The 16,259-nt window shown below is 73.6% G+C and carries 20 protein-coding genes; 3 read left to right on the top strand and 17 right to left on the bottom strand.

Annotated features, from left to right (window positions below):
- The first annotated feature begins 310 nt into the window (after positions 1 to 310).
- Positions 311 to 859 carry a translation initiation factor IF-2 gene (locus ACL02T_RS10875; protein WP_412830519.1) on the top strand — a complete coding sequence of 183 codons (549 nt, stop codon included), beginning with the start codon at positions 311 to 313 and terminating at the stop codon, positions 857 to 859.
- Between the two features lie 165 nt (positions 860 to 1,024).
- Here the strand turns inward: ACL02T_RS10875 and ACL02T_RS10870 are convergent, their stop codons facing one another.
- From ACL02T_RS10870 to ACL02T_RS10840, 7 genes are all read right to left on the bottom strand, one after another.
- On the bottom strand, positions 1,025 to 1,270 hold the full coding sequence (locus tag ACL02T_RS10870; protein WP_412830518.1) for a hypothetical protein: 246 nt from the start codon (positions 1,268 to 1,270) through the stop codon (positions 1,025 to 1,027).
- An 84-nt stretch (positions 1,271 to 1,354) separates the two neighbouring features.
- Positions 1,355 to 1,507, bottom strand: coding sequence for a hypothetical protein (locus ACL02T_RS10865; protein ID WP_412830517.1), 153 nt, complete (start codon positions 1,505 to 1,507; stop codon positions 1,355 to 1,357).
- 405 nt (positions 1,508 to 1,912) lie between these two features.
- On the bottom strand, positions 1,913 to 3,040 hold the full coding sequence (locus tag ACL02T_RS10860; RefSeq protein ID WP_412830516.1) for a hypothetical protein: 1,128 nt from the start codon (positions 3,038 to 3,040) through the stop codon (positions 1,913 to 1,915).
- A gap of 25 nt (positions 3,041 to 3,065) precedes the next feature.
- Positions 3,066 to 4,154 (bottom strand): bifunctional DNA primase/polymerase, encoded by a 1,089-nt coding sequence (locus ACL02T_RS10855; RefSeq protein WP_412830515.1) that lies wholly within the window; start codon positions 4,152 to 4,154, stop codon positions 3,066 to 3,068.
- Entirely contained in the window at positions 4,099 to 4,893 is a 795-nt protein-coding gene (locus ACL02T_RS10850; protein WP_412830514.1) for a ParB/RepB/Spo0J family partition protein, read from the bottom strand. Before ACL02T_RS10850 ends, ACL02T_RS10855 begins: the two co-directional genes overlap by 56 nt.
- Positions 4,894 to 4,984: 91 nt before the next feature.
- Positions 4,985 to 5,239 carry a WhiB family transcriptional regulator gene (locus tag ACL02T_RS10845; RefSeq protein WP_412830513.1) on the bottom strand — a complete coding sequence of 85 codons (255 nt, stop codon included), beginning with the start codon at positions 5,237 to 5,239 and terminating at the stop codon, positions 4,985 to 4,987.
- Positions 5,240 to 5,288: 49 nt separating this feature from the next.
- Positions 5,289 to 5,465 carry a hypothetical protein gene (locus ACL02T_RS10840; protein ID WP_412830512.1) on the bottom strand — a complete coding sequence of 59 codons (177 nt, stop codon included), beginning with the start codon at positions 5,463 to 5,465 and terminating at the stop codon, positions 5,289 to 5,291.
- Positions 5,466 to 5,849: 384 nt separating this feature from the next.
- Between ACL02T_RS10840 and ACL02T_RS10835 the strand changes: the two genes are divergently transcribed.
- Entirely contained in the window at positions 5,850 to 6,635 is a 786-nt protein-coding gene (locus ACL02T_RS10835; RefSeq protein WP_412830511.1) for a hypothetical protein, read from the top strand.
- Between the two features lie 111 nt (positions 6,636 to 6,746).
- On the opposite strand, the gene ACL02T_RS10830 is transcribed toward ACL02T_RS10835, so the two are convergent.
- The 7 genes from ACL02T_RS10830 to ACL02T_RS10800 all read right to left on the bottom strand — a co-directional run bounded on the left by ACL02T_RS10830 (position 6,747) and on the right by ACL02T_RS10800 (position 12,429).
- Positions 6,747 to 7,193 carry a single-stranded DNA-binding protein gene (locus tag ACL02T_RS10830; protein WP_412830510.1) on the bottom strand — a complete coding sequence of 149 codons (447 nt, stop codon included), beginning with the start codon at positions 7,191 to 7,193 and terminating at the stop codon, positions 6,747 to 6,749.
- Positions 7,194 to 7,585: 392 nt separating this feature from the next.
- Complete coding sequence (locus ACL02T_RS10825) at positions 7,586 to 8,182, bottom strand: hypothetical protein (protein WP_412830509.1); 597 nt, start codon at positions 8,180 to 8,182, stop codon at positions 7,586 to 7,588.
- Positions 8,179 to 9,162: a DUF4192 domain-containing protein gene (locus ACL02T_RS10820; protein WP_412830508.1), complete on the bottom strand. Its 984-nt coding sequence runs from the start codon at positions 9,160 to 9,162 to the stop codon at positions 8,179 to 8,181. The genes ACL02T_RS10825 and ACL02T_RS10820 overlap by 4 nt, the downstream gene beginning before the upstream one ends.
- Before the next feature lie 2 nt (positions 9,163 to 9,164).
- Complete coding sequence (locus ACL02T_RS10815) at positions 9,165 to 9,350, bottom strand: hypothetical protein (protein ID WP_412830507.1); 186 nt, start codon at positions 9,348 to 9,350, stop codon at positions 9,165 to 9,167.
- Between the two features lie 106 nt (positions 9,351 to 9,456).
- The gene (locus tag ACL02T_RS10810) at positions 9,457 to 9,972 is read right to left on the bottom strand and encodes a hypothetical protein (protein WP_412830506.1); all 516 of its coding nucleotides are present in this window, start codon (positions 9,970 to 9,972) and stop codon (positions 9,457 to 9,459) included.
- A gap of 57 nt (positions 9,973 to 10,029) precedes the next feature.
- Positions 10,030 to 10,173, bottom strand: coding sequence for a hypothetical protein (locus ACL02T_RS10805; RefSeq protein ID WP_412830505.1), 144 nt, complete (start codon positions 10,171 to 10,173; stop codon positions 10,030 to 10,032).
- A gap of 522 nt (positions 10,174 to 10,695) precedes the next feature.
- Positions 10,696 to 12,429, bottom strand: coding sequence for a ParB/RepB/Spo0J family partition protein (locus ACL02T_RS10800; RefSeq protein ID WP_412830504.1), 1,734 nt, complete (start codon positions 12,427 to 12,429; stop codon positions 10,696 to 10,698).
- 382 nt (positions 12,430 to 12,811) lie between these two features.
- On the opposite strand from ACL02T_RS10800, the gene ACL02T_RS10795 reads away from it, so the two are divergent.
- Positions 12,812 to 13,672: an SDR family NAD(P)-dependent oxidoreductase gene (locus ACL02T_RS10795; protein WP_412830503.1), complete on the top strand. Its 861-nt coding sequence runs from the start codon at positions 12,812 to 12,814 to the stop codon at positions 13,670 to 13,672.
- Between the two features lie 214 nt (positions 13,673 to 13,886).
- Here ACL02T_RS10795 and ACL02T_RS10790 read toward each other — a convergent pair whose 3' ends face one another.
- From ACL02T_RS10790 to ACL02T_RS10780, 3 genes are all read right to left on the bottom strand, one after another.
- A complete protein-coding gene (locus ACL02T_RS10790; RefSeq protein ID WP_412830502.1) occupies positions 13,887 to 14,027 on the bottom strand; it encodes a hypothetical protein in 141 nt (46 codons plus the stop codon).
- 231 nt (positions 14,028 to 14,258) lie between these two features.
- Complete coding sequence (locus ACL02T_RS10785; RefSeq protein WP_412830501.1) at positions 14,259 to 14,948, bottom strand: hypothetical protein; 690 nt, start codon at positions 14,946 to 14,948, stop codon at positions 14,259 to 14,261.
- An 88-nt stretch (positions 14,949 to 15,036) separates the two neighbouring features.
- Complete coding sequence (locus tag ACL02T_RS10780) at positions 15,037 to 16,188, bottom strand: DUF932 domain-containing protein (RefSeq protein WP_412830500.1); 1,152 nt, start codon at positions 16,186 to 16,188, stop codon at positions 15,037 to 15,039.
- Between the last annotated feature and the right edge of the window lie 71 nt (positions 16,189 to 16,259).

The following is a 16,259-nucleotide window of genomic DNA, read 5'->3' as shown; positions in this document are numbered from 1 at the left end:
GGACCCGCGGGGGTTCCGTGCTGGCCCGTCCCGCTGCGCCCCGCTCCGTGCCCGCCTTCTGGGGCCGATGCCTGCGCGGGGGTCACCGGGACTGCGTCGAGCGGGTTCATCGCGGGTCCGACCCGCCCGGGTGTGCTGACCGTTCGGGCGTTCCGGCCCGGCGGCGGCCAGGAGGCGAGCACCTGCCGCGACGACTTCCCCCACGGCACATGGCCTCGTTCTGTGCGGCGGCTGTAGTGGTGTTTGCGCTGGTCGCTGCCTACGCTCCCGGTGTCCGAGTCGATCAACACCATCCTTTGGAGGAGGACTGATGTCGACAACCACCAGCAGCCGGGGGCGGGCCCGCCGCGCCCGACCTCCGGCGGGTTCGGCGGCCGCGGCGCAGCGGCTCGAGGAACTGACCGCGGCCCGCGAGCAGCTCGACGCCCGCTTGGCCGAGCGCCGCCGGCGCGAGGACGAAGCCCTGGCGGCGTATGCGGCCACGGCCGGGGAGGCCGAACAGATCGCCGCGATCCGCGACGCCGCGCTGGCCGAGGCGGAGCGGGCGCGTCAGGCCGCGATCGCCGAGGCCGAGGCCAAGCTGGGTGACCTCGAACGGCGACAGACCGCCGTGCTGGTCGAACTCAGCGAGCTGGGCCGCAGCGCCGACGAGCTGCACGCGCTGTTCGGGATCCCGGTCAAGCGGGTCCGGGCCATGCTTCGGGCCGGACGGGCACGCCCGACCGGTGAGCAGGCACCGGCCGCGCAGGCCGCGACCAGCGAGAACCCGCCCGCACAGCACGGCCAGGGGTGCGACGCGGCGGTGGCGTCGGAGCCTGCGGAGTCCTCCGAGGGGCAGGTGCCGGTGACGGCGGCCTGACCGGCCCAGGTCGGGCGTCGGTGGTGGGGTTCCGGTCGCGGCGGTGGCGCCCGGTCCGACCCGCTCGATGCCGGACATGACGAAGGGGCGGTGACCAGTCTGTGCTGGTCGCCGCCCCTTTTGCTCCGCCGCGAGCTCTGCCCGGTGGACTCGCGGCTGCGTGTGTCAGTGGATCGTGGCGAAGCGGCGACCGTTCTCGTCCTCGCGGATCGCGACCGTGGTCGGGGAGAGCTCCTTGAGCGCGTCGAACCCGGCGTAGACGTCGATCCAGTGCCAGCGCCGCCGGACCAGATCGGCGGCCTCGCCGAGATGCAGCGGGGACCCGAGCGTGGTCATCTCGCGGTAGAGGTCGCGGGCCTCGCGTGCACCGAAGGGCTCGCCTCCGCGGCCCTCGTCAGGGTGGGAACGCATCGTGGTCAGCCTCCTGTCTCGGCTGCGGGAAGGGAAGTGCCTGGTCGGGCGGCCCGCGTTCGGGGCGGGCCGCCCCGCGGGCCCCTAGAACGGGGCCTCAAAGTCGGCCGGGAGGGTGATCTCGACCGGCTCGTGGCGGTAGACCTCGCGCGACAGCCAGCCCAGGTACGCGTCGAACTCGGCGCTGCTCAGCTGCGCGATGTCGAGGTCGGTGGTGGTGTTCTGGGTGGTGGCCATCGTGTCCTCCGGTGGTCGGTGCGGGTGGAACGCGGCGTGCCTCAGCAGGGCGGGTCGGGGTCCCCGAAGGGGACGGGTGGGGGTTCTGGCTGGCCCATCCCGGTGTGACCGCTGCGCTCGACCGGCGGCCGAGCTGACCAACCGCAGCGCGGTCTCACCGGGATGGGTCGGCCAGGTTCATCGCCCGCTCGCCCCGGCCCGTCCTGCTGACCTCTGGGCGGTCCAGTCGTACCGACCACCGGAGGACATCCGAGCGCCGGGCGGGACCGCTCCCGACCGGTCACCCGCCCGGACTGCACCCGGCGCACCGGCTCATCGGCGCCCGGCTCGGGAACCGACCCGCCCGACCCGCACCGCCGTACCTCTGGGGCCGGTTGGCTCGTCGCCCTGGTCGGGGTATCCGTCTCAGGGTGCGGTGACCTCGAGGGGCACCGTGGCGCCGTCGCGGGTGGCCGCGGCGGCGGCCAGCGCGAGGAACTCCTCGCGCACCGCGGCGACCCCGGTGCCGCCGGTGCTCGGGTGGGTGAGGAGTCGGGCGGCGAGCTCGTCGACCGACCAGCGCAGCAGCAGCCCGTGCCGCGACAGGTACAGCGCGACGGCCCGGATCCGGTAGTGATCGGCCGGGCTGTCGAGCCAGGCGTAGGCCAGGATCTGCCACAGCCACGGCCCGACCTTCGAGGCCGGTTCGGCCCGGAGCACGGTCTTGACGTCGACGAGGGTGTCTCCCACCAGCAGGTCTCCGTCGGCCCAGTGCGGCACGAACACCGGGCCGGTGTGCCCCAACCGGGCCCCGGACGGGGGTCGCGCGGCGAGCTCGTGGAGGGCGTCGATGCTGCCTGAGGTGCGTAGGCGCTCGGCCAGCCGGGCGGTCTCCTCGACCACCGCGGCCGGGGCGAGCCCGCGCAGCAGGTCCGCGGTGGGCTGGTCCTCGCCGAGCAGATCGTCGAGGTCGTCGCTGATGATCCCGGAGCGGTAGATGTCTTCCGCGGTTGACCACCAGGCGTAGGCGCGGGCCAGGCCGCGTTCGGCCCCGGCGGTTCCGATGGTGCCGGTCGGGGCGTGCTGGTCGTGGTAGCGGTGGGTGCGCTCGGTCAGCTCGGTGGCGGGCCGGTCGGCCCAGCCCTCGCCGTCGGGTTCGGGCCAGGGCTGGGCCAGCTCCAGCCAGCCGCCCGGGGTTGGGCGCAGGTCCAGCGCCCGCGCCGCGGCCGCCGGGGGCAGCCCGCGGTGCGACGGGTAGGAGGCGGCGATCCGGTGGGCCGCATCGGGGCTGAGCAGGCCGGAGGCGGCGAGCCCGTAGAGCCCGTAGTAGGGCGGGGCCTGCTCGACGACCGCGGCCATCCGCATCCCGAACACCCCGCCCACTTCGGCCCAGTGCCGGGCGCCGAGCGGCTGCCCGGCCCGCGGGCGCACGACCGGCGCCCGCTCAGCTGCGGCCGCGGCGCTGATCTCGGCTGCGACCTGGGCGGTACCGGGCATCCGCGCGGCGAACCACCGCCCGAGTTCGCCCCGCGTCAGCTCGTGGATCAACGCCACCGCACGCTCACCTCCCTGCCCGGGCTCAGGGCTTCTGCTGCTGGTCGCGGTGCTCGTGGTCGTGGCGGCGGCGCAGCGTTCGCGGCAGCCGCTTGCCGTACTCGAGTCCGTCCTCGACGTCGCGGATCACCTCGCTCTCGCGGGTGTCGGCGCCGATGTGCCCGGCCGCGGCCTGCAGCAGCAGGTCGCGGGCGCTGTGCTCATCGAGCTCACCCCCGGCGACCAGGCGCCCGAGGGTGCGGGCGGCCTTGAGTCGGGCGTCGTGGCGGGTACCGGCCTGAGCCGCGGCCAGCTCCTCGAGCTCGTCGTCGAGGATCTTCTGCAGGTAGGCGTCCGCGCGGCGGCGGGTCAGCTGCAGCGGCTCCGCCGGTGGCGGAGGCGGCGGCGGGGTCAGCGCGTGGGCGAGCCATCCCGGTAGCGGGGCAACGGCCCCGTGCCGGCTCACCCGGTACAGCCCGTCGGCACGCACCGACCCGGCCCCGACCACGAACCCGCCGTGCCCGCGGGTGTCGATCTTCCATCCGAGCCGGCCCTGGGTGTTGCGCAGCTCCAGCCCCTCGGGCATGAGGAAGTAGCGGTGCTCCCCTCCGGACGGGGTGGTCACGGTGTAGGTGTCGACTGGGTCCGGCTGCCCGGCCTCGGCGGCCAGCCGGGCCAGCACGTCGGCCCCACCGCGAGCACCGGGGAACTCCACCGGCGGCTCGGCGCCGCGGTGCGGGTCGAGGTCGACCACCAGCACGTTCGACCTGCCCACCGCGAGTCCCAGATTCCATGGCCGCGCGCTCCACCACTCCTCGATCAGCTGCGGGTCGCGGGTGGCGGCGTCCTCCCACTCCTTGATCGCGGGCAGCTTGCCCTTGGGCGACACCGGGAACACGTAGAGCCCGGCGGCGGCGGCGTCGAGGGCGGCCTGCATCAGCCTGGTCGGGCGTGGCGGGCGCACCGTGCGCCGGCGCGGCTGGTCGCGCGGTGGCTGCGGTCGGCCCGGATCCGCCATGACGTCCCCCCGAAGGTGATCGTCTGCAGCCTGCCAGGTCGGCCCGACAGAACCGAGCAGCTCACGGCCCTGCACGGACCACCGCCCGACCGCGGGGATCGTCGTCGGGATGGTCATGGCTGGGCCTCCGTGCTGGTCGGGCCGGTCGTGTCGGTCGGGGTGGTCTTCTCGTTGTGCACCGTGGTGGCCAGGGCGGGCTGCCAGTCCCCGAGCACCGCGCGCAGCTGCTCGACGACCTGCTCGGCGGTGAGCTTGCGGCGGTCGAACCGCGCGCACATCTCGTGCACGGCGGAGGGCTTGATCCGCGGCGCCCGGGTGTCTGCGTTGCCCTGGCGGGTCGGGCGCGGCCTGGCCGCTCGCGGCCGCGGCGGTCCTGGCGCCAGGCCAGGACGGCGTCGAGGGGCAGCTGTCGGCGGGCGGCGATCTCCGTCCAGGTGTAGTCGAACTCCTCATTCAGTACGGTCACCGCCCTGGCCTTGTCCCGGTCCTCGACGTCGGCCTTCAACGCGGCGCCGAGCATCGCGAACAGCGCGTCATCGTCGGTGACCCGCGGGCGCACGATCACCGGCACCCGGCGCAGCCCGGCGATCTCCGCCGCGGCGAGGCGCCGGTGCCCGTCGATGACCTCGAGGTCGGCCACCCCGGGACGGCGCTCGAACCGGGCGTGCGCCAGCAGCGGCTGCAGCACGCCTTCGGCGCGGATCGATGCGGCGAGTTCGTCGAGATCGGTGAGTGTCGTGCGGATGTTGCGCGGGTGCATGGCCAGCCGGGCACAGGACACCAGCGCGGCCTTGCGGGGGAAGTCCCGCGGCTCGCTCACCGGCGGGATCGTCGTCGTGCTCCTGTTCGTGCTCACCGGGTGTTCTCCCTGGTCGGGTACGGTTCCGGTGAGACGGGCCAGCTAGCTCCTGGCCCGTCTCACCAGCCCGTCGTCGGGTGGGTGATGGTCATGCGGCTCGGAACGAGCGGCGGCTGCGGCGGTGCTGATCGCGGGCCTCGCGGCGCTCGTACTCGTCCTCGCCGCCCCAGACGCCGCTGTCCTCGTGCGCGCGGGCCCAGTCCCGGCACTGCCGGCGCACCGGGCAGCGGGCGCACACCGCCTTGGCCTTCGCGGTCTGCGCCAGCGCGGGCCCGGCGTTCCCGACGGGGAAGAACAGCTCGGGCTCCTGGCCGCGGCAAGCGGCCTCGTTCCGCCAGTCCATCTCGGTCTCCTCTCGAATCGTGTGGGTCTCGGGTCGGGGCACGCGCCGGTCAGGCGAGCCGGTGCTCGGTGCGGGCCAGGACGATCGCCTGGCAGCGGGGCTTCGAGCAGACCTCCTGGTAGCCCCACCTCGTCACGAACAGCTGATGGCCGCAGCCGCGGCAGAACCGCTTCTCCTCGCCGCCGTCACGGGTGCTCTGACGCTTACTGCTCCTGCTGAGCTTCATCCGCTTTCTCCTTCCGTTTCCGCTGGTCGCCGCCCTGTACGGCCACCTGGTGCCCTCCGAGTGAGGCCGGTCTGGACATCCGACGACCGCCGGGCGGCTACGCGGGCGGCAGCCGTCCGGGGTTGGGGTGGCCTCTCCTCGCTTCGGCGCGAACCGGAAGGCCCGGGGTCCCGGGAAGCCGGGCCGGGCTCGCCGTAGGCGACCGCGTGCGGCCGGAGCGCAGCGCAGGGCCTGGAGCGGGCGAGCGGGTCCTCGGGCAGGATCGCGACGTCGATCAGCGAGGAGCCCCCCACGACCCCGCGAGGCGCGCGCCGCGATCCCCGCATCCCGACCAGCGCGCCAAACCAATGGCACGCCTACTTCCCCACGGCGATCATGGCCGGCATGGGGCACCCGGAGTGGCTCCCGGACGTCGGGGCCGGGAACTGGATCGCTGCGCGCCTGGACCGGCTCGACGGCACGGTGGGCCAGCACGTTCCGGCGGTGTTCGATGCCTACGCCCGGATCATGCACCCGCCGCACACCATGGCCGGCGAGCCGGGCACCTGGGCGCAGGTCTGCACGAGCACGGGCACGATCGCCCACCCGCTGATGCAGTGGCTGACGATCTCGCGCACCCACGATGTCCCCGCCGCTGGCGGCGGGGTGACCCTGCGCTCGGCCTGGTCGGGGTCCCCGCCTGAGGAGGGGAACCTCCCGGTGCGGTCGCTGACCGCGCTGCTCGACGTGCTTGCTGAGCCGACCGCAGCGGTGCGTGTTCGCGCTGTGGGAGGGCCTGGGCTGGGTCGACGCCCGCGGCGCCTGGTTCCAGCGCATCGCGCGGCCGACGGCACTGTGATCGAGGAGGGCGAGCCTCCGTCGGCGTTCCCGCTCGAGGTCCTCGACGGGCCTCGCCTGGCGCTGCCTGGGCGGAACTATCTGCTGTTCACCGGCCCCCTGGCCGACGCGGCGGGTCTCGGTGACCCGCGGGGGATCTGGCCGCAGTCCCCGAACCTGTTCTGGCCGCAGGACCGCTCGTGGTGCGTGGCCACCGAGATCGACTTCGACTCGACCCTGATCGGTGGTTCCCGCAGGCTGATCGATGCCGTGTTGGCCTGCCTCGGCCTCGAGGCGTGGCCGGTCTCTCCGGGCGACTCGCTGGCCTGGGACGCCGACACGCTCAACCGATGACGTCCTCAACCGCTGACGCCCGCCGCCGCATCCAGCCGACCGTGCGGGTGCTCGGGCGGGTGAACACACCGGCCGGGCGGCCCGCGGGTGCGGGCCGCCCGGTGCGGGCGGTCAGCCGACCTGCTGCGGCGCGGTGGTCGCCCGGCCGTTGCTCTGCTGGTCGCCGGCCTGCTCGCGGGAGCGCTGCACCTTCTCGACCGTCGCCTTCTGGTAGCGCAGGCTGACCGCGACGTCGCGAGCCTCGATCTTGGTGCGGCGGATGACCACGTCGTCGCGGCCGGGCTGGTCGAGCTCCTTGGTGTAGGAGTCGTCGACCTCCTCGCCGGTGACCGTGACGTGCATGCCGGTCGTGAGGGTGTCGTAGACGTTCTCGGCGAACTGCCCGAACACGACCACGTCCTTCCAGACCGTGGGGCGATCGACCCACTGCCCCGTGGACTGGTCTCGGCGGCGGGAGTTGATGGCGATGGAGAAGTTGACCACCGCGGTGCCGGTGCGCTGGCTGTGGTTGAGCCGGATCTCGCGGCCGACGGTGCCGTGGAAGGTGTTCTCGTTCATGGTGGGGCTCCTGTCTGAGGGGTCGGTGTGTTGGGGTGACGCGGCTTGCCTCAGTGCGCGCCCCTGGTCTGGGGCGGGGGTTCCGGCTCGTCCATCCCGGTCGTGACCGCCTCCACCGAGACCGGCGGCCGAGCTCGGGAACCGCGCGGCGGTCTCACCGGGATGGATGGGTGCGGGTTCATCGCGTCATGGCCCGGGGTGTGTGCTGACCTTTGGGCGTCTCCATCAACCACACCGGCTCTCTGGCGGGAGTCCGCGTGGGCGTGCACCGATCCGCTGCCCGCAGACGAGACTCGGATCGGCCGGTCCTGCGGGCTGGCCCGGTAACCTCCTGGGGCTTCTCCCGACCGGCTCGTCAGCCCGAGGAGGCCCGGGTGCCCCGCCCGCGGCTGTTAGAAGAGCTGGTGCTGGATCGGGCCCTCGGCGAGGGTGGACTCCCACCGACCGCTCCGGCCATGGGCGCGGTCCCGGTTGGTGACGACCAGCTCCACCTGCTCGACGCGCAGGCGGGGCAGGTCATTGTGGCCCAGGCGGCGGCGGGCCTGGTCGTCGGTTTCTGCCTCACTGAGCAGGGTCGGGAAGTGCTCATGGCAGCCCTGCCGGGCGGTCGTGCGCGGACGGGGGCCGGGTAGGTGCCGGGTCACCCGGCGTACCGGGCGACGGGGGCACTCGATTGCAGGCCGTCCCGGCCCGTCGAGGAGGATCTGGCCGTCGCAGCGCGGGCCGGTGAACCGGCGTGCCCACTCCAGGTCCATCCGGTGCTCGGTGCCTGCCCTGCCCGTGGCGCGGTCGGCGGGCGCCGCCGGGCAGAGGACCTGGGTGGGGGCGTCCCGTGGCACCCACGCGCCTTGTAGGCGGGGATTCCTCGGGGTGATCGACGGGGCGATGTAGAGCTGGGCGCGGCACCACTCGCACCGCTCCCAGGTCGGCCACAGGACCCGCCCCATCCCCGGGGTCGGAGGCGGGGGCGGGCCCTGGGGCTCGGTCATCGCACGCCGTCGCGGATCAGCTCGCGCAGAGCGGTGGGCGTGATCCCGCGGGCGGTGATCTGGCTGACCAGCCTGGCCAGGGACAGGCCCGGGCGCAGCTCCTCGGCCACGTCGAGGGCGACGTTGGCGGTGGCGCCGTCGCCGTCGAGGAGCGCGGCGATCGCGCAGAGCGTCGCGGCATAGGCGCGGGCCTCGCCGGGCAGCTGCTGCACCATGCGCAGCCACGCGGCCCGCATGACCCCGGGTTCGGTGATCTCGGCGGTCCAGCTGACCAGCGCGTCGCGGCGCGTGGGCTGGAGCAGGGCGGCCCCGATTCCGACGATGGTGTTCTCGTCGAGCTGGTCGAGCCGACCGGAGAGCACGCGTGCGCCGAACTCGAGCACGGCGCCCTGCACCACGGCGCCCGCGCCGTCGAGGGCGCCGATCAGCTCGGCGCGCCGGTGGGCGGTACCGGTGTCGATGCGGCTGTCGAGCGCGGCGGCCAGCTCCTCGCGGGAGCGGTAGCTGACCTGGCCGGTGGTCGCCGCTGCGGTGACGGCCAGGACCGAGGTGGCCGGGTCGTCGAGGATGCCTACCTCGCCGCAGTCGCAGAGGCACTGCCAGGGCATGCCTGCCGCGATCGCGGAGGTGTGCAGGGACTGCCGGACCGGGACCCCGACCGTGGCCAGGTGCTCGGTGACGGCGTCGACCAGGTCGGCCCGAACGTCCTCGCCGATGACCACCAGTACCGCGGCGAGCTGCGCGTTCAGCCGGTGTCGGTCGATCGTGCGGGCGGCGTGCGCGGCCACCGCCGCGGTCTCCTCGCCGGCGGGCGGGAGGTCGACCCGCAGCGTGAGGCCGACCCGGCTCCCGGCGAGGGTGATGATCACGAGTGAGTCGGCGGGGGTGAAACCGACGAGCGTGGGGATCGAGGCGATGATGCCGTCGCTGCTGGTCAGGCGGATGGGCGGGCGGGCGCTGGGCTGGGACGTGTTGGTCATGGTCAGGTTCCCTTCCGGGCCGGGGTGTGCTCGCCGGCGCAGCGGCGGGTGCGTAGGGACGTGTTCTCGGCGCTGAAGCGGTTGTGCGGGTGCGGGTGCCCGCGGTGGTCGAGGGACTTGAGCTGGTCGCAGCCGGTGCAGCGGCCGTAGCCGCCGCTGGCGGTCGTGCGGGTGGTCGTCTCGGGCATGGACGGAACTCCTCACGTCGGGTCGGGCGGGGCAAGGTGGGGGAGAAGGGGTGCGGGCCCCGGGGAAGTGGGGCCCGCACCACGGCGTGCGCGATCTGCGCGCAGGTCAGCCGTGGTGTGTGCGGTGTCCGCGGAGCCGGGCCTCCCAGGCGGCGTGGTGGTGCCAGGCCACGAGCGCGCCGGTGTAGCGCGGGCTGGGGGAGTGGGTGCGGTCCTCGTCGGGGACCGGCTGCCCGTCGATGCTCAGGCGCCAGCCCTGATGGTGGTCGCGGGCGGATCGGAACCACCTGACCGCGACGCGGATCGTGGAGCACGGGACCGCGAGGTCCAACGTCACCGCGCACAGGTCGATCGGCCCGGCGGGGCAGCCGCGGGGGTCGCGGCAGATGTCCCAGCGGTCGGTGCACGCCCACTGGTGCTCGGAGTAGCGCAGCCGCTCCGGGCGTGCCTGCAGCTGCTGGGCGGTCTCGATGAGCAGGCCGCGGGCGTACTCGTGAGCGCCGTAGCCGCCGGGGCGGCTGCGGTCACGCGGGATGTTGGCGTCGACGGTGTCGGGCAGCACGTAGCTGCGCATGTAGTCCAAGCGGTCGAAGCTGTTGATCTTCCCGGTCGGGTCGAGCATCGCGGGCCTCCTCTCCAGGCGAGTGGGCGGGCCCGCCGAGGGCCCGTCCGGGGCGGGTCAGAAGCCGGGCTCGTCGAGAGCGCCGGCCAGGTCGGAGGCGATGCGGTCCTGGTTGGCGTCGCGGTCGCCGAACTCACGCCAGGCGCTGTCGGAGTTGAAGCCGAGCGCGGTGGTGAGGGTGGTGGTCGCGGTGCGGGACATCAGGGCCTCCTGGTGGTCGGTGCGGGTGGAACGCGGCTTCGCCTCAGCGCGGGCGGGTGGGGTCCCCGCAGGGGACGGGCAGGCGGTTCCGGCTGGCCCATGCCGCGTGTGACCGCCTCACCTCGACCGGCGGCCGAGCTCGACGACCGGCACGCGGTCTCACCGGGATGGGTCGGGCGGGTTCGTCTGACCGCTCGCCCCACCCGTCTGTGCTGACCTTCGGGCGGTCCAGTCGCGCCGGCCACCAGGAGGCGCGCGCCGCGATCACCACGCCCACCACTCACCCCAGGTGACCTGCGGTTCCATAGCCACCCGAGCTGCCGGGGGCGCCCCGGCAGCCCCGGTCGTTGCACCGGGACCGGGTGGGGTGTCGGGCCGGGCCCCGGTCCGGCCGGGCCCTTGGTCCTGCTCAGCAGATGCCGGAGCTGCCGCTGACGGAAGCTCGAGGCGCAGCCACGCTCAGGTGGCGCACCAGACAAGGCGGGGGTCGGGATCTAGGTCCCGACCCCCGCCACGCAGACGTCAGACGGCCGACCCGGCGACCGGCCGGCCGGTGGTCTGCTCGCCCTCGATGTCCGAGATGCCCTCGTCGTCGGCCTGGTTGCCGCTTTCGCTCGTTGGGGCCTCGGTGTCGGGGTCGATGACGAGCTCCTCGACGTGGGTCGGGGTGTAGCCCCAGGCCTTGAGCGCGTTCAGGTAGGCGACCGCTCGCGGGTTGCGCCCGGCGTTGCCCTCGCGCCAGCTGTTGCGGTGCAGGCTGGCCTCGTCGGCGGCGAGCGCGACCGCGAGCATGACCTGGGTGGCCTTGCTCGCCTTCGCGTTCTCCAGCAGCCTCAGCAGCGGGTTGGGCTTGCCCGCGTACCAGCCACTTGGCACTTCGACGCCCAGCAGTTCGCAGGCGAGCTGGTTGCCACCCTCGAACGCCTTGCGCAGCTCGTGCCCACCCGAGGCCATCGCCGTGGCGATGAACAGTGCCGCGTTGTTCGGCACGGACTTGCGGGTGAGCAGCGCCTTCAGGAACTCGCGCCGCACCGGCACCGCGGCGTCCCAGGCCTTGTTGCCGTCGATGACCCGCTTGCGCTCGACCCGGGCGGCCTCCTTCTCCGCGGCCAGCTCCTCCTCCGACTTTGTCGCGGCCGCCTCGGTGCTGGTGGGGCGGCGCCCGTAGAACGGGGCGTGCCCGTAGGCGGCGGGGTCCAGGCAGTAGGCGATGGTCTCGACCGTCGGTTCCGCGCCGGACCAGTTCCGCTGCACCTCCAGGGCGATCGCGTGCCCCGGGCAGTCCTGGTGGTCCTCGGCGGTGAGCCGGGTGTACTGGGGGTCCTTGACGTGTGGGCGCAGCTCGGTCAGCGGCTGCGCCGTGGGGTGCTCTTCGCTGTCCTGCTCGCCGTCGGCCCCGCCACTGGCGGCCCGGAGCAGGGTCAGGCCCTGCGCGCGGGCCTCGGCGTAGGCGTCGGCGAGCAATCGGCGGTCCTCGCGGTCGTTCCGCGCCCGCTGCGCGGCGTGGGCGAACCGGTTGGGTTCGCGTGCCGCGCACACGGTGAGCGCCTTGACCGCCTCGATGCCCTCCGCGGTGCCGTCGTCGAACTCCGAGATCACCGCGGCCTGGTCGAGGGTCAGCTTGTAGCGGGCCATCGCTCGGGCTGCGATCTCGCTGGAGGCGACCCGCCCGGTCTGGCGGATCCGCGCAGCCGGGGTACGGGTCCGGCGGGCGATCTGTGCCGCGGTCAGCCCCAGCTCCAGCAGCTCCTGGTGGGCGGCGACCTCCTCGTGATCGGCGATCCCGGCCCGGTGGTTGTTCTCCCCGAGCTGGTCGACGATGCGGGCGATCTGGCCGTGCCGGTCGGCCTCAGCCGGGTCGAGGGCGGCCTCGACGAGCACCCGCACTCGCGGCAGGCCCACCTTCACCGCGGCGCGGGTGCGGCGCTGGCCCTTGCGCACCACAAGCGCACCGTCGTCGCGGCGACGCACGGTGATCGGCTCCCGCACCCCCCGCTCGCGGATGTCGGCGACGAAGTGCGCGCTGAGCCGTACCTCGGTGCGGGTGTTGATCCCGACCACCAGCTCGGTCGGGTCCGCCCACATCAGCTCGCCGAGGTCCTCCGCCTCGCCGTCCGCATCGCCGTCCGCATCGGTCTCCGGCTCGGCGGCTGTCTCGGGAGCGGTTTCGGGCGTCGCGGTGTCGGCTGCGGTGTCGGCAGGGGTGGTGATGTCGGCCGTGTCGGTTTCGGTGCTGGCGCGTTCGGTTGTGCTCACGCGGACCTCCTGAAGGGCGAGTCGGTCCCCACGACCCGCAGGGGCCGTGTGGTGGCGTCCCGGGGTGGGACGCACTCGCCGGGGGCGCCCCGTCGCCCGTTGGACGGCGGGGGTTCGCGCTGGCCCGGCCGGTGTGGACCCGCTTCTGCGCGGCCGGGTGTTGCCGACATCCGCGCACCTGGGCCGATGGGCGGGTTCACCTGCGCCGGAGCCTGCGCGGTTCATCGTCGGCATGGGCGCGGGACGCCAGAGTGCGAGTCCCACAACGCGGGCCGCCAGCGGTGCGAAGGCCCTGCTGCGGCTCCACAGATTTGACCACGCTGAGTAACACCGCGATGACTGCTGCCGAGCGTTCCTCTGACTCAACGGCAGGGGAGCAGCGATGGAGCAGAGGATCGCGGTCGTCACGGGCGCCTCATCGGGCATCGGTGCGGCCTTCGCCAGAACGCTCGCCGGGCGGGGGTACCGGGTGTTGGCGGTGGCCCGCCGGGCCGAACGGCTTGTTGCCCTCCGCGACGTGACCTCCGGTGCGGTGGTCCCACTCGTCGTCGACCTCACTCGACCGGGCGCGGCGGACGAGGTCGTCGCCGCGGCCGAGCGGTTGGGACCGGTCGACCTGCTCGTCGCGAACGCCGGTCGCGGCGTCGTCGGCCCTTTCCAGGTCCATGATCCCGTCGACGCGACCTCGATGGTGCAGCTCAACGTCGTCTCGACGACCCAACTGGTCCGAGGCCTCCTGCCGGGCATGGTTGAGCGTCGCTCCGGAGGGGTGATCGTGGTGTCCTCGGTAGGTGGTCTCGCTCCGGCACCGTGGATGGCGGTGTACGGAGCGACCAAGGCCTACCTCGCCAGCTTCGCGCAGGCACTGGCGGAGGAGGTACGCGGGACCGGGGTGCGCGTCACCGCGCTGTGTCCGGGCCCCACCGTGACAGAGTTCGACGTCGCCGCCGGACTGGTCGACGGCGGCATCGCTTCGGCCCCGGGCGCCCTGACCCCCGAGCAGGTCGCGGCGGACGCACTCGCCGGGTGGGAGCGCAGCCGGACGATGGTCATCCCTGGCCTGCTCTTCCGTATCCTCTCGGTGATCCAGCGTGTCCTTCCACGCGACATCGTCACCAGGATGAGTGGGAGCGCCCTGCGGAAGGCCGCGACATCGCTCACCCTCCCGCCCGACACCTCCGATGCCGCGACTACGGCCGGCCCACCCGCGCCGGATACGCCGATCTCGGTCACGCCCTCCTGACCCCGAACTCCGAGCCCGGGTCCCCGGGCAGAATCGATATGACGCGGCTCTGCGCGGGTAGCCCCGGCTCGGCCACGAAGGATGCGGTCCGATCGCGGCTACGGCCCCGGCCCGCCCCCGGCGGCCGGGCCGTGCGCGTTCCCGCGGGCGCTGCTGCTTACACAGCGGGCGGCCGTCCAAGCGGAGCTCGGGCGATCCCGCCACGGACTCCTGATCAGCTGCGGCAGGTCCCGTCCAGTCCGAGGGCTTCGATCTCGTCGAAGTCCAGGACGGCCGCGGCGGTCTTGCGCGCCTGGGCGACGATCACCGCGGCGATGGCCTGCGGGGTGCGCGCGCCGATACGATCAACGTTCACCGCGTCCGCTCCGTCCCGGTGCGGGCCGACGTCGAGGGCGTCGAGCCGGACGACCGACGAGCTCGGGTCTCCGCAGAGCGGAGCGGGCCCGGCTCGCACCGTCCAGCGGGGCCCGTGGCCGGGCTCCGTGCGGCCGGGGCCGGCCCAGAGGGCGGCCCGCCGCCCACCGACGGTGTCGAGCGGGAGGCACTCGACACCGCGCGCGCACCAGCTCGGCCACGTCGTCGAGGTTCACCGTGTCCGGCGCAGCGGGCCCGGCGGGCCGCCGGACGAGGGCGGCCTCGGGCCGCCACTCGGCGCTCTGCTCGTTAGCAGGCGTAGCGCGCGTCCGACGAGCCTGTCGGGTTCGAGGCCGGCTTGTCGGGCGAGGTCGAAGATGTCGCCCATCAGGTCCGCAGCGACCTCTGTGAGGACGTCCGGGTCGGTGGGCTCGGCCGGTCCGCCGCTGCAGCGGTCGCCGTAGAGGGCGAGCGCCACCGGAACGGACTCGGCCTCGGCCTCGGCCTCGGGCTCGGGCTCGGGCTCGGGCTCGGGCTCGCTGATGGTTCCGCTGTTCTGCTCGCAGCAGCCCTCGCCGTAGCAGTCCCGCCCGTAGCAAGTCTGTTCGGTCGTGACGTCGATCCCGGGGTCGCGCCATCCTCGGATCAGGCCGAGCACCAGCGAGGTCGCGGACTGGTCGAGCGTCAGGCCGATGCCGGTGAACCACGCTTCGACGACGTCCTGCAGGTCGCGCCCGCCGCGGGGGGTGGGCTCGGTCAGCCAGTGGTTCTCGGCGGTCTTGATCTCCAGGAACAGCCGGAGGATGGCCCGCACCGCGGGCTGGCTGACGTCCAGTGCCAGGGGCAGGAGCCTGGCGCCGGGCCGGAAGACCTCGTCGAGGTAGCGGCTGGGCGGATCGGACGGCGTGTGGTCGGTGCTCATGGGTGATCGGGTCCTTTCGGGGCCGCGGGCGGCCTGATGCGCGAAGGGCAGGAAGAACTACGAGATGAGGCGGGGCGGCCCCGGACAGTCAGGCGGCCCGGGCGTGGGCGGCCGCGAGGCTCATCGCCCGCAGGCCCTGGCGCTCCATCTCGTAGGCGGTGTCGGCGTTCTCGACCCGCTGGGCGGCGGAGGTGACCGCGTGCAGGACCCCGCCGGAGGTGCAGTCCCCGCCGGAGATGAAGTCGCGCAGGATCGCGTCCTGCTGCTCGTTCGTGAAGCTGAGCTTCTTGCAAACGTGCTCGATCGTCTCGGTGGGCTGGGCGATGTCCACCCCGGCCTCGGCGGTGATCTCACGGATCTGGACGCGGACGAAGTCGCGGTCGAGGAAGCTCGCCACGGCGTCGCGGGCCTTCTTCCCGACCAGCTCCAGCGCGGTGGCCTGGGTGTCGTGGCTCCAGCGGATCTGGCCCTCCTCGAGCTTGCCGCCGAGGTGGACTTCCGAGAGGGCGTGCTTGTTGATCGTCATGCCGTTGTTGCAGACCTGGACGATCAGCTGCGGGGTGATCTTGAACTTGCCGTGGCCGGTCTCGCTGTTGGAGATCACGAATCCGGCGAAGACCAGCGGGTTGTCGGCGCCGCGGGCGCCGGTGAACGGGCTGCGGTAGTCGGCCAGCAGCTCGGGGGCCTGCTCGGCGATCTCGGCGGAGCGGACCTTGACGTACATGTGGGTCTCGGTCAGGTCGGCCTGGGTGATGTCGACCTTGGCGCCGGCGTGGCGGATGCCGTCGAGGACGCTGAGCAGGATGTCGAGGTTGTCGACGATGCGGTAGGAGTCCGACAGCATCGCCCGGAGCACTCCGGGATCCGGCGACCCGGAGTCCCGCAGCCCGCGGACGAGGAAGCGCCGGTCGGGCTTGTCGGCCAGCCAGGCGTTGACGTTGGTGTCGTAGAGGTCGGTCTTGTGGGTGCGCAGCCGCCGCAGGTACGGAAGCGGGATGTCGAGCTTGGCGGCCAGGTCCGCGTCGGCGGACGAGGTCGGGGTCAGGACGGCGTCGCAGGTGGTGACCCCGTCGGGGCTGATCCGGTGGTCGACGCCTGCGACCCGGAGCTTCCCGTCGACGACCCGCAGGTTCCGGGCGGCCGCAACGACGTCGAGCTTCGCGTCCTGTTGGGCGCGCAGGACCTCGACGATCTCGGGCAGCGCGGCGTTGCGGCGGGTGAGCAGCTCGGTGGCGGTCATGACAACTCCTGATGGAGTCGAAGGACGCCCCGGGGACCGGCGAGGGGGGCGCACCGGGCCCGGGGCGGCCT

Origin of the sequence: Pseudonocardia oceanicola (assembly GCF_047200735.1) — a bacterium.
In the GTDB taxonomy this organism is placed as follows: Bacteria; Actinomycetota; Actinomycetes; order Mycobacteriales; family Pseudonocardiaceae; genus Pseudonocardia.
The sequence above is the reverse complement of the archived record's forward strand: the minus strand, read 5'-3'. Positions and strand labels throughout refer to the sequence as shown.